The following is a 13,030-nucleotide window of genomic DNA, read 5'->3' as shown; positions in this document are numbered from 1 at the left end:
ACACGACCGTTAAGCCTTCCAGCGCCGATGGTACTTGGACCGCAGGGTCCTGGGAGAGTAGGACGTCGCCAAGCACAGAAGAAGAACCTCAAGTGGGGTTCTTTTTTTGTGTTTTCATTTAGCCTTAGCAGAAGATTATCGAATGCGCGTTTCATGGTTTTTGAAGTAAAATTTCATTAAAAATAAATTTATTGAAATTATTTTTCCGAGCGTCTATAATGAGTGGTGACTAGTCGGTTGTAATTATGTGGAAGTTATTATGTTTCCAGAACTTAACGCGTACATAACATGGGAAGAGAGGGATGCAGAGCTGACCGAAAAAGAAGCTCGGCAATCGCAAGGAAAACGATTCATTATCAGGCTGCGGAGGGGATTCGATGGAAAGCAAAAGTTTTTTTATAAGCAAAAATGGAATCGCTTTCATTATCGTTTTATTGCTTATTAATATGATGTTTCCTGCGGTACATGGAGATAATAACTATGCTTACGCGGAAGAGAAAAACGAAGCTACGTCTCTGACGACCACCTCCTCCGTATCGATCGAGGATTTCGAGAATGGGGTAAACCTTTATGCCTCTTCGGCCAGGGCGAATGCGGTCACCTTGATGATGTCCGGGAGACCGGGGCCCGTAAGAAACGGATACCGCTCCGGGGCGCTTGCTTATGACTTTACCGGGACTCTCGGCACCTCTGCGGCCTATATTAATTTTAAAGATGCCGATGGCTCAGCCGGGCGCACGCTGGAAGGGTCCCCACAAAAGCTTGGCATGTGGGTATACGGGGACGGAAACAATCACTGGCTGCGTGCCCAGCTTCAAGATGCTTCCGGCAAAAAGACGACAACCGATTTTACGGGAAGCGGCGGGTTGAGCTGGACAGGCTGGAAATACGTCACGGCATCCGTTCCTGCGGGGATGCAGCTGCCCATGAAGCTAACCCAAATCTATATCGTCGAAACCAATGACAATAATAAAAACGGAGGCACCTTGTATTTTGACCGGCTAAGCGCTTTTTATGCCGACTTCAGTATGTATGCGCTGGATTTTCGCGGCTTGACTCCGATGAAAAGCGAGGATACCTTGCGGACTAAGGTATACGGAACGTATAGCGGAAGTACGGAGCCGGTTGAAGTTACGGGTGGGGTCGTCTATGCGAGCAGCGATCCAACCGTAGCGACGATCGACGAGTCCGGCTTGGTCAAGGCGCTGCAGCCCGGAACGACGACGATCTCGGCCACAGCGGCTAACGCGCCGCAGGCTCTGTTCTCCTTAACGGTCACGGCGGAGGCTCAGATGCCGCAGAGCATCGAGCTATCGGCATCCGGCACGCTGACGGTGGGAGATAGCGATGCGGTTAAGGTATTTGCCGCGTATCCTTCCAACAGCGAGCCTATTGAGATCGTGAGCGGCGTTTCCTACCAAAGCAGCAATCCTGAGGTAGCAGCAATCGACACGACCGGGAAGCTCAAGGCGATGAAGGACGGGGAAGCCGTCATTACGGCGAACTTCGGAGGCCAGACCTCGAGCTACACGCTTATAGTGAAAAAGCCGGTACCCGTTTTGCAAAAAATCGAGCTGGCCGAAATCAAGCCGATGAACGTAGGACAAACGCAGCAAGCCAAAGTAAGCGCTACCTACTCATTGATGAACGAGCCGGTCGACGTTACAGGAAGTTCGGCCTATAAGAGCAGCAATCCCGATGTCGCGCGGGTCGATTCGATCGGTGCCGTATCGGCATTGAAAGTAGGTGCCACGCGAATAACGGCCAGCTATGGGGGGAAATCCAGCGATAAAATGCTCGTCGTCAATCAACCGACCGCGATGCCGAAAAGGGAGCTAAGAGCCGCTTGGATTGCCTCGGTGGAAAATATCGACTGGCCGAAAAAAGGAGTCGTGACGCCAGAGGAGCAGAAACGCGATTTTGCCAAGATGCTGGATGAGCTTCAAGCCCTCGGAATGAACGCCGTAATCGTGCAGGTGAAGCCGACGGCCGATGCGTTCTATCCGTCGAAATACGGACCATGGTCGGAATGGCTGACCGGCGTTCAAGGCAAAGATCCCGGATACGATCCTTTGGCTTTTATGGTCGAGGAAGCACATAAGCGGAACCTGGAGTTCCACGCCTGGTTCAATCCTTACCGGGTTAGCATGCAGGACCGGATCGATAAGCTTGTGGCGGATCATCCGGCCCGGCAGCATCCGGATTGGACCGTTGCCTACGGAGGAAGGCTGCTGTATAACCCCGGGATTCCGGCGGTGAAAGATTTCGTTATCGGAAGCGTGCTTGAGGTGGTGAAAAACTACGATATCGACGGAGTTCATATGGATGACTATTTTTATCCATATCCTGCAGCCGGCGTCGATTTTCCCGATGAAGACACGTATCGGCAGTACGGCGGAGGATTGGACAATAAAGCCGATTGGCGGAGAAACAATGTCAATGGACTTGTTCAGCAGTTGAGTTCGGCCATCCATCGTGAAAAAAGTCATGTCAAATTCGGCATCAGCCCTTTCGGAATATGGAGAAACAAAGCGGATGACCCGACAGGCTCCGACACGAACGGTCTGCGGAATTATGACGATTTGTACGCGGACACGAGAACTTGGATACAGCAAGGCTGGCTGGACTATATTACTCCGCAAATTTACTGGAACTTCGGCTATTCACCGGCCGCATACGAGAAGCTGATCGATTGGTGGACCAAGGAAATGCAAGGGAAGAACGTTCACCTGTACATCGGGCAGGCGCCTTACCGGATCGGCTCGGCGGACCCGGCATGGCAGAAGCCGGACGAACTGCCCAACCAGCTTGTCTTTAACCGCAACTTTGAAACGGTCCGCGGCAGTATGTTTTTCTCGGCTAAAGATTTGCTTGCCAACCCGCTCGGGTTCGGAAACCGCCTGAAGCAAGACTTGTATCCGCATCGGGCGCTCATACCGGCTATGCCTTGGCTGGATGCGCAGGCGCCTGCAGCGCCGGTACTACAAGCTGCGGTACGCCAAGCGGGCGGAGTGGAGCTGACCTGGGAAGGCAGCAGCACACGGGATGAGGCCTATTATGTGGTTTACCGCTTCGAGGGGAAGGACGTCCCCGGACTGGGGCAGCCCGAGGCGATTGTCGCAACGGTACGCAAAGTTGGAAATGCCGCCGTGCAGAAGATCGTAGATCCGATAGCGGCTGACGGAAAAACGTACACTTACGCGGTGACGGCCAGCGACAGATTGCATAACGAGAGCGCAGCGAGCAATAAAATAACGGTGACCAACGAGACGGACCGCGAAGCGCCTGTCACGACGGCGACGCTGGAAGGAGAGCGGCTGGGCGGCTGGTTTATCTCCGACGTGACGCTAAAGCTGGCGGCAGCAGACGAACAGTCGGGCGTCGAACGGACGGAATACAGCCTGAACGGCGGAAGCCAGTGGCAGCTGTACCGGGACCCGCTGCTCATAAGCAAGGAAGGGGCGCACAAGGTGTCGTTCCGTTCCACCGATAAAACTGGCAATGCGGAAACGCCGCAATCGGTTGTCGTCTCCATCGACAAAACGCCGCCGGTTGTGCAGTGGACAGGCGCAGGCGATTACACGGTCGATCAACGGGTACTGGTCGTTTGTACGGCCACGGATACGGTATCCGGCGTCGTGTACAGCTCTTGCGGCGGTCCGCTGGTCGATCAAGCGGGATATATGCTCCCGCTTGGCACAGGCACGGTGACGGCCACGGCCCAGGATCAGGCAGGCCATACGACGGTCACCTCCGCAACGTATACGGTACAGGTTACCTATGGGAGCCTTGCGAACGTGACGCGTCAATTGGTGACAGGACCGGGCGGCCACGGCGTAGTTAATTCGTTGGTGAAAAAGCTGGAGCATAAGCAAATTGACGCTTATATCCATGAAGTTTCGGCGTTACGAGGAAAGAAAATCCCGGCAGAGCTTGGCGATCTGCTTATTCGTTTGGCGCAAGCTTTAAACTGAAAACCAGGGGCATCCGGCATTCAAGAGCTGGGTGCCCTTCCTATTTCTGGGACTTAGGGGCAGCAAAAAATGTGTTCAATGACCCAGACATAGTTCGTTTTGCAGGGAGGAGCGCTTGGACTTAGTTTTTTCCAATTTGCTCAAGCTATTGGGTGTTTTTACCTGTAGTCAACCCAAAGTCCCAAAATCGACCAAATTTTGTATTCCAAATATACCCAAGAGGGTGAAGTTCACATTTTTTTAAAAAACCTCGCGAGGCCTTTTGATGAAAGAGCTTTTCTCCATTTTCATGAAAAACAAAAACGCTTTCATTCTTTAAAAAACTATGAATGTAAATTTCTGTATATATTAAATAAACTTTATGCAATAGGTTACAATTAATGGTTAAAAGCATTTTTAAATTGTATCTTTTATTACATTAAGAGCCTGTTAAATCCTGTACCCATAATCGAAAAATAATCATTTTTAACTAATCAAATACACAACTCTGTTCCCTCATCGTTCGCTTTGAAAATGTGCCATAATTTACATAGTCGGGATAAGCGGGAGGAAGCAGACATTGATCGACATACATAGTCACGTTCTTCATGGTTTGGATGATGGTCCTGCCAGCCTGGAGCAGTCGCTTGAGCTCGCTCGCTTGGCTGTTCAAGAAGGGATTTCGACGATTATCGCCACGCCTCATCATCGAAAGGGCAGCTACTGTAATCCTGCACAAACCGTCGAAACGGCGGTGTCGCTGCTGCAGGAACAGCTCGTGCGGCACCAAATCCCTTTAACGATTTGCAGCGGTCAAGAGATTCATACTCATCCGCAGTGGCTTGACGATTTTTATGCCAATCAATTGTTGACTCTGAACGGGTCGTCCTACATCTTGATCGAATTCCCGTCGTCCAAGCTTCCCGAACGGGTCGAGGAGATCCTTCACGAACTTTCGATTCGAAACCTGACGGCGGTCATCGCCCATCCGGAACGCAACAAGGAAATCGCGGAGCAGCCGGACAAGCTGCTGAGGCTGCTTGAATACGGTGCTCTGGCGCAAGTGACTTCCCATTCCATCACGGGTTATTTCGGACCTCAGGTCCGCTCGGTTGCTTTAGAGCTATGCCGAAGAAATCTGGTGCATTTTATCGCGTCGGATGCGCATAATGCCGTTCGCCGCCCGTTTCATTTGCAGCGGGCCTACGGCATTGTGACTGAGAAGCTCGGAGGTGATTATGTGAAGTATTACCAGCATAATGCGGAATCCTTGCTGAAGGACCGGAGCTTTGAGGTTTGGAGGCCGGTTCGGCAAGTTCGCAAGAGCTTGTTCTTTACCCAACTACCGCGTTTTTTTAGGAGGAATCGTTCGTTATAAAGAACAATTGAAAATTCATATCAAACGAAAGCGAGGATCTGTATAACGTGACCATGGATTTCGATTTAAAAGCGGTGATGAGCGTATTGCGCAAACGTCTATGGCTGATTGTTCTCATCGTCGCGATTAGTTGTACGGCTGCCGGTATCGTGAGCTATTTTTTCATGAAGCCCGTGTATGAAGCTTCGACGAAGCTGATTATTAACTCATCGCCCGATCAAGCCGGTTTTGTGAAATTGGACTTGAATTCCGTAAATACGAATATTTCGCTTGTCACGACGTACAAGGAAATTATTAAGACCCCGGCCATTATGGACATTGTGGCGAAGGATCATCCCGAGTTCGGCATGACCTCCGAGCAGCTGATCAACAAGATCAAGCTGAGCTCGGTGAACGAGACCCAGGTGCTCACCATCTCGATTCAAGATTCGTCCTACGAGAAGGCGGCTCACATTGTCAATGCCGTGTTTCAAGTGTTCCAAAGCCAAATTCCGAAGATCATGAAGGTCGATAACGTGATTTTGCTGAACCAAGCCGATCCGGCCAAGCAGCCCCGGCCCATTAAGCCGGACCCGCTGTTGAATATCGCGCTCGGATTTCTCGCTTCGCTCATGCTTTCCGTCGGACTCGCCTTTTTGCTGGAATATATGGACGATACGGTCAAAACGGAAGCGGACGTCGAGCGCTATCTGGGCTTGCCGACGCTAGCCTTGATTACCCAAATTGACGAACAGGATCTGGAAACGAATAAGGGCTCCCTGTCTTCCGAGCGAAAGGTGGGTGAACTATCCAATGTCCAAGTCCGTTAAACGGCGTCCCGTCATTGCGCACAGTCATCCGAAATCGCCCGTCTCCGAGTCGTATCGGACGCTGCGTACGAATATCCAGTACTCATCCGTCGACCGGCTGTGCAAGACGTTGATGGTAACGTCTTCCAGCCCGATGGAGGGAAAATCGACGACAATCAATAATCTGGCTGTCGTATATGCCCAATCGAATAAGAAGGTGCTGCTGATCGACGCCGACCTGCGCAAGCCGACGGCGCATCATACGTTTCATTTATCGAACCGGTACGGATTGACGGATATGCTTACCTCACAATGCTCGCTTGATATGGCCGTCAAAGTAACGGATATCCCGAACCTGGAAGTGATGACTTCGGGGTCTATTCCTCCGAATCCATCGGAGATTCTCGCTTCGCAGAAAATGACCAGGCTGATCGAGGAGCTTCAGCAGCGTTACGATATCGTGCTGCTCGATACGCCTCCGGTGCTTGCAGTCAGCGACGCGCAAATTATCGCAGCCAAGTGCGACGGCGTCATTCTCGTGGTCGATTCCGGGAAAGTTAAACGGGACTTGGTGCAGAAAGCCAAAAATTCGCTGGAGTTCGTGCAGGCTAACCTCCTGGGCGTCGTGCTAAACCGAATAGCCCGGCCATCCGGCAATGCCTATTATTACTATGGCAACGAATAAAACTTAAGGGAGGAAGAACGATGAATTATTCCAAAAGAACGGGAATTTTGGTCGCAATCGATCTCGGCATGGTATGGCTTAGCGTCTACTTTGCCTTTTACTTCTCGTATAAAAGCTCCATTCCCGCCGATCAGATGCAGCTGTGGCTGCTGTATGGGACGATTTCTTGCATCGTCAGCACGGCGTTTATGTTTCTCTTCAAGCTGTACAACCGGATCTGGCAGTATGCGAGTGTCGGCGAGCTGATTTCGATGACGAAAACGGTGGCGGTCAGCAGCCTGGTGTCCTACCTGGCGACGAATGCGATTTCGGCTCAGCCGGTTTCGTTCACAATAGCTCTGCATACCGCCGAAACGATGCTGCTGCTGCTTGGTGGAAGCAGGTTCGTATGGAGAGTGTTCTGCGACAAGTTCGGCGGGAAGCGGCAAGCGCATGGGGCCGACGAACCGAAGAAGGCGCTCATCGTCGGAGCCGGCAGCTGCGGAACGCTGTTTGCCAAGGAGCTGAAGAGCAACGAGGCTTACGACACGATGCCGTTTGCTTTCGTCGATGACGATCCTTATAAGCAAAAGCTTCAAGTGTACGGTCTCCCTGTACTGGGCGGTCGTGAACAGATTCCGGCGATTGTCGAAAAACACGGCATCGACGAGGTCATTATTGCGATGCCTTCGGTATCCAAGACGCAAATCACGGACATTATTAACATTTGCAAGCAAACGAAAGCCCGCCTGAAAATTATTCCGCATCTGCAGGAAATTATCGCAGGCAAAACGACATTGAACCAAGTGCGCGATGTGCAGGTGGAGGATTTGCTCGGAAGAGATCCGATCAAGACGGATTTGGACGGCATCGCCAATTACGTGGAAGACAAGATCGTCCTCGTTACGGGCGCCGGCGGCTCGATCGGTTCGGAGCTGTGCCGGCAGATCGCCCCTTTCCGCCCCCGGAAGCTGCTGCTGCTGGGACATGGCGAAAACAGCATTTATACGATTGAGATGGAGATGCGCCGGCTTGCGCCGGAGCTCGAATTGGAAACGGTCATTGCCGACGTGCAGGACCGTACGAGGCTGGAGGAGATGTTCAGCCAGCATCGCCCGCAGGTCGTTTTCCATGCGGCAGCTCATAAGCATGTACCGTTGATGGAACGGAATCCTTCCGAGGCGGTCAAGAATAACGTATTCGGCACAAAAAATGTCGCCGAGTGCGCCGATCAGTTCCAGGCGGAGCGGTTCGTCTTAATCTCCACGGACAAGGCGGTCAATCCGACAAGCGTGATGGGGACGACGAAGCGGATCGCCGAAATGTTCATTCAAAGCTTGGACAAGCAGAGCCAAACGAAGTTCGTCGCCGTCCGCTTCGGCAACGTGCTGGGCTCCCGGGGCAGCGTTATTCCCCGGTTTAAGGAGCAGATTCAGCGAGGCGGTCCGGTGACGGTAACCCATCCGGAGATGGTGCGCTACTTCATGACGATTCCCGAGGCGGTTCAGCTTGTCATTCAGGCGGGCGCTTTTGCCAAGGGCGGCGAGGTGTTCATTCTGGATATGGGCGCGCCCGTGAAGATTTACGATCTGGCGGCCGACTTGATCCGCTTGTCCGGCTTCGAGCCGAATGTCGACATCAACATCGAGTTTACAGGCATGCGGGAAGGCGAGAAATTGTACGAGGAGCTGTTAACGAACGAAGAAGGCATCACCTCCACGATGCATGACCGGATCTTCATCGGCAAGCCGATGAACATCAACCGGACGGAGCTGGAATTCGAGATCCGCAAGCTGGAGAGGGTGCTGGGCAAAGGGCAGCAGGAAATCCGTGAGGTGCTCAAGCATCTGGTGCCTACGTACAGCAACGTTTCCTAATCGGTTCGGAAACGACCGTAGACGTTCCCGGTATTCAGACTAACTGAAGAAGAAGGTATGTATGAAACAGACGACGTTACATCGGACGGAAACGAACGTTTCCCGAATTCTTGCGAAAAGCGGCTCCATCTCGTTCATGATGAATGTGGCCGGTGTCGGGCTTGCCGTGTTGATGCAGGTCGTGCTGGCCAGGCTGCTCGGAGTCGTCAGCTACGGATATTACGCTTTTGTAATGACGGTCATCACCTTCGTAGCTTTTCCCGCCAACCTCGGCTTCGATACGGCGATCGTCCGGTTCGTGTCTTCTTACAAGGCGGACCAGTTGTGGGGCGAAGTCAAAGGCTTGCTGCGCCGGGCGAACCAGCTGACCTTGCTCGTGTCGCTGGTGCTGATGGGGATTAGCGGTGTGGTCATTTACGTGATGTACAGAAACAGCGGAGGCGAGTTTTATTACACCTTTTTGACCGCCTTGCTGATCATTCCCTTAATGGCGACGGCGACTTTAAGGCAAAGCTCGCTGCTGGCGCTCAAAGAAGTGCTCGTTGCCCAACTGCCGGAGAAGGTGCTGCGTCCCGTTTTTTGCATCGTCATTTTGTATGCTTACACGGTCCTATTTCACGTCAAAGCCGGTGCTTTCGAAGCGATGGTCATCTTCGTCGGGTCGATGCTGCTGTCGTATTTATTCGGGGCCTGGGTACTTAACCGGAAGCTGACGCCGCATACGAAAGGGCATCCGCACCGGTTTCAAACGAAGCATTGGCTGTCGGAATCGACGTCCTTGATGGTGAATTCGGGCATGTATCTGATTCTGGGACAGCTTAGCGTCGTGATGGTCGGCATGATGCACGGCACGAGCGAGTCCGGTATTTTCTCGGCAGCCGTGCGGATCGCGACGATGGTTTCGTTTGCGATCACGTCGATCAATATGATTGCGGCCCCGATGATTTCGGAGTCCTATGCCAAGGGCGACTTGAAGCAAATGCAAAAGGTATGCACGCTGTCCGGCCGATCGGGGTTCGCCTTCGCCGGTCTGGTGTTCCTGACGATTTTGCTGCTGGGCCAATGGATTCTGGGACTGTTCGGAGAAGAGTTCAAAGCAGGGACGACCGCGCTGATTCTTCTGTCGCTGAGCCATCTCGTTCATTCGTATTGCGGGCAATCCGGAACGGTCATGACGATGACCGGGCAGCAGCGCGCGTCCAGCCGAATCTTGATGATTTCTACCGTTCTGAATGTGGCGTTTAATCTGCTGCTGATTCCGGGTCTTGGCATGATCGGTGCGGCCTTGGCGAATTTGCTGTCGACGGCGTTCTGCTATTTCAGCATGATGTACAAGGTCAAGCGGTCCATGCAGATCGTAACCGGCGTGTGGATGCCGGGACGTATCGGAAGCAAATCATAGCCAAAGGATACAGTCATCCGGGAGGGTAAGATGAGCGCGATTAAAATATTGCATGTTGTCGGAAAAATGGATCCCGGCGGTGTCGAGACACTGCTGATGAACATTTACAGGAACATCGACCGGGAGCGGTTCGAGTTTCATTTCGCGGTCCAGCTCGAAGGCGAAGGGTTTTACGACCGCGAGATTCGCGAGCTCGGCGGGAAAATCTTGCTGCAGCCGCATCCCCGGAAAGGGCTTGGCCCGTTTCGGGAGCAATTCCTGCATAACGTGAGAGAAAATGGTCCCTATGCCGCCATTCACAGCCATATTTTCCAATTCAGCGGGTATGTGCTGAAGCTGGCCAGGGAGATCGGCGTTCCGGTTCGCGTATGCCACAGTCATACGGTGAATGCCGAACAGCGGACGACGCTGTTTCGAACCTTGTACCGCCATTACATGAAATCGCTGATTTTAAAGCACAGCACGCATCTGATCGGCTGCTCCAGGCCGGCATGCGAATCGCTTTTTGGGGCCCGCTGCTGGAAAGATACCCGCACAGAGCTGCTGCCCAATGCGATCAATCTGCAGCCCTACGAGCAGCTGCCTACGGATCGGAGCGGGCTCAGGCAGCGGATTGGCGTAACCGACCCGTCGATTCCGGTAGTGGGGCATATCGGCCGGTTCAGCGAAGAGAAGAATCACCGTTTTGTGCTGGAGACGTTCTCCTTATTGGTTAAGGAGGTCCCCGAGGCGCAGCTCGTGCTGGTCGGAGACGGGAGATTGCGCGAGGAGATGGAGCGGCTTGCCGAGACGCTGGGCATCCGGCGACAGGTCCGTTTCCTGGGCGCCCGCAAAGATATTCCGGAAATTATCGGCGCTTTCGATGTGTTCCTGCTGCCGTCGTTATTCGAAGGCTTGGGCATTGTCGTCATCGAAGCGCAGGCCGGCGGCGTGCCCAGCCTCGTGTCGGAGCATGTGCCGGCGGAAGCCGACCTGAGCTTCGGCATGGTAGAGCATCTGAAGCTGCAGCCCGAGGTATGGGTCGACAAGATTACGGGAATACTGGGACGTTCGGCTGCGCCGGATTGGCCGACGAGGCATCGTTTCTTGAAAAAGCATGGCTACGATATCCGCGAGAGCATTCGGCGGCTGGAGAACATTTACCATGCTTGAACGGAAGGTTGACCTGCCGTCTGCAAGGGATAACCCCTTGGTGCAAACGATGCTGCTATGGATATACGCCGCCCTGTTGATCTTATCGACCAAATGGGTAACCCAGTGGGACCTCGATGTCGGGCTTGTCTTTTTCTTTACTTTGCTGCTTCCCTTTTTCGTGATGCTGAAGTGGCCCAACCAGCCGGCCGTACTTTACATCGGGCTTATGGTGATGCTGATCGGGAAATGGATTTACGCGCTGACGACGGACCCTTTATTCGGTCCCGACGCCAGAGGCTATTTCCGGCAGGTGACGTTTTATCCGCAGCTGGACGATTTTATCCGTTATGCGACGGAGCACATTACGACCAACTGGTTGAATTCTTCGGCGTATCCGGTGTTCGGGCTCATGTACATGCCGTTTTATAAATTTCTGGATTTGGCCGATCCGCTGGTCATCATTACGTTTAATTCCTTTTTGCTCGTGCTGTGCTGCAATATGACGTACCGGCTAAACGACAGGTTTTTCACGTACGAGCTTTCGGAGGCGGGCAAACGAACGTATAACGCGGTGATGATTATCGGGCTGCTCGCAAGTCCGGCGCTGATGTATATGTCTTCCGTGTTCGGCAAGGACATCACGTGCGCCTTCCTGGGGCTGCTGTGCACCCAGCTTTTATTAAACCGCAGATACATTTGGTTCATCATCATCTTGTTCTACACGACCATGCTAAGAGATTATTCGATCGTCTATATTTTGTCCTTTTACTTTCTGTTCCGGCGAAGCTTCAAGGCCGCCTTGCTCATGCTCATTGCAGCTCTGGGCGTGGTGTTCTGGAAGGTGGGACTGACCGGGCTTCTGAATTCGTTCATGCTCACGGTCTTTCTGTTCATCTCTCCGAATCCGTTCAAAGCGTTCAATTGGGATATGGAGTTTGTGATGCGTACGGCGGAGGCGGTCTATATGTTGATTTCGTTCGGGCTGTCCGTGACGGTGTTTTTGCGCCATAAGGAGACGCGTTCGTTTTTTGCGATGTGCCTGATTCTGCTGTTCACCTTCGGCTGTACGCTGGTATTGGTCGGCTTCGTCACGGTGACCGAGCGGAATCTGGAGTACGGAGTAGGGACGATCGGGGATAACATGGTCCGGAAAAAAGTGCCTGTCGTACCCATTCTGTACATGATGAACGCATATACGCTCGCGTGGTTATTCAGGCCCAAAGCGGCTCATTCCAAGAAAGGAGAGGCTTGCCATCCGAGGAAGGGACAAATTTCATCGCTACAAAGGATTTCTGAACCTGCTTACGGCGCTGTTCTCGATCGTTCCGAAGCCTCTGCTCAAGAGCTCGTGGCACGCGACCGACCTGCTGCCGGAGCCTTTGGGGCTCGCAACGCGCTACTGCCTGCTCAAACGGTTGATTCCGAAATGCGGCGATAACGTATTCGTCGGCCGGTCCGTGGAGATTAAGCAATGGGAGAAGCTCTCCATCGGCAGCAATGTAAGCATACATAAGCAGTGTTATCTGGATGCGGGGGGCGGCATTACGATCGATAACGACGTGTCGATCGCGCATCAGACCTCGATGATTTCATTCGAGCACGCTTGGGATGACGCCACCTTGCCGATTCGCGACAACCCGGTTAAATATGCGCCGATCACGATTCAGTCGGACGTCTGGGTCGGCTGCGGCTGCCGCATTCTGGCGGGCGTGGACATCGGCAGCAGGGCGGTGGTAGCCGCCGGAGCAGTCGTGACCAAGCCGGTACCCCCGCATACCGTTGTCGGCGGCGTCCCGGCAAAACCTATTAAATCTATCTGAGAGGGTCGAGGACC

9 protein-coding genes and 1 rRNA gene are annotated in these 13,030 nt (G+C 53.0%); all 10 read left to right on the top strand.

Annotation, left to right across the window (positions count from 1 at the left end; translation table 11 throughout):
- A 5S ribosomal RNA gene (gene rrf / locus KQX66_RS38685) occupies positions 1-74 on the top strand; the annotation flags it as partial.
- A gap of 303 nt (positions 75-377) precedes the next feature.
- Complete coding sequence (locus KQX66_RS07815; protein ID WP_216791686.1) at positions 378-3,974, top strand: family 10 glycosylhydrolase; 3,597 nt, start codon at positions 378-380, stop codon at positions 3,972-3,974.
- Between the two features lie 559 nt (positions 3,975-4,533).
- Positions 4,534-5,331: a tyrosine-protein phosphatase gene (locus KQX66_RS07810; protein WP_216791684.1), complete on the top strand. Its 798-nt coding sequence runs from the start codon at positions 4,534-4,536 to the stop codon at positions 5,329-5,331.
- A gap of 53 nt (positions 5,332-5,384) precedes the next feature.
- Positions 5,385-6,140 carry a YveK family protein gene (locus KQX66_RS07805; protein ID WP_216791742.1) on the top strand — a complete coding sequence of 252 codons (756 nt, stop codon included), beginning with the start codon at positions 5,385-5,387 and terminating at the stop codon, positions 6,138-6,140.
- Positions 6,124-6,804, top strand: a complete 681-nt coding sequence (locus KQX66_RS07800; protein ID WP_216791681.1) for a CpsD/CapB family tyrosine-protein kinase — start codon at positions 6,124-6,126, stop codon at positions 6,802-6,804. The genes KQX66_RS07805 and KQX66_RS07800 overlap by 17 nt, the downstream gene beginning before the upstream one ends.
- Positions 6,805-6,824: 20 nt before the next feature.
- Positions 6,825-8,660 carry a polysaccharide biosynthesis protein gene (locus KQX66_RS07795; protein ID WP_216791678.1) on the top strand — a complete coding sequence of 612 codons (1,836 nt, stop codon included), beginning with the start codon at positions 6,825-6,827 and terminating at the stop codon, positions 8,658-8,660.
- Between the two features lie 61 nt (positions 8,661-8,721).
- Positions 8,722-10,062 (top strand): flippase, encoded by a 1,341-nt coding sequence (locus KQX66_RS07790; RefSeq protein ID WP_216791676.1) that lies wholly within the window; start codon positions 8,722-8,724, stop codon positions 10,060-10,062.
- A gap of 30 nt (positions 10,063-10,092) precedes the next feature.
- The gene (locus tag KQX66_RS07785; RefSeq protein ID WP_216791674.1) at positions 10,093-11,214 is read left to right on the top strand and encodes a glycosyltransferase; all 1,122 of its coding nucleotides are present in this window, start codon (positions 10,093-10,095) and stop codon (positions 11,212-11,214) included.
- Positions 11,207-12,634, top strand: a complete 1,428-nt coding sequence (locus tag KQX66_RS07780) for a hypothetical protein (protein ID WP_216791672.1) — start codon at positions 11,207-11,209, stop codon at positions 12,632-12,634. Before KQX66_RS07785 ends, KQX66_RS07780 begins: the two co-directional genes overlap by 8 nt.
- Positions 12,576-13,016: an acyltransferase gene (locus KQX66_RS07775; RefSeq protein WP_253956988.1), complete on the top strand. Its 441-nt coding sequence runs from the start codon at positions 12,576-12,578 to the stop codon at positions 13,014-13,016. Before KQX66_RS07780 ends, KQX66_RS07775 begins: the two co-directional genes overlap by 59 nt.
- Positions 13,017-13,030: the final 14 nt, after the last annotated feature.

The organism is Paenibacillus oleatilyticus, from assembly GCF_018998565.1.
GTDB lineage: Bacteria > Bacillota > Bacilli > Paenibacillales > NBRC-103111 > Paenibacillus_G > Paenibacillus_G oleatilyticus.
The sequence above is the reverse complement of the archived record's forward strand: the minus strand, read 5'-3'. Positions and strand labels throughout refer to the sequence as shown.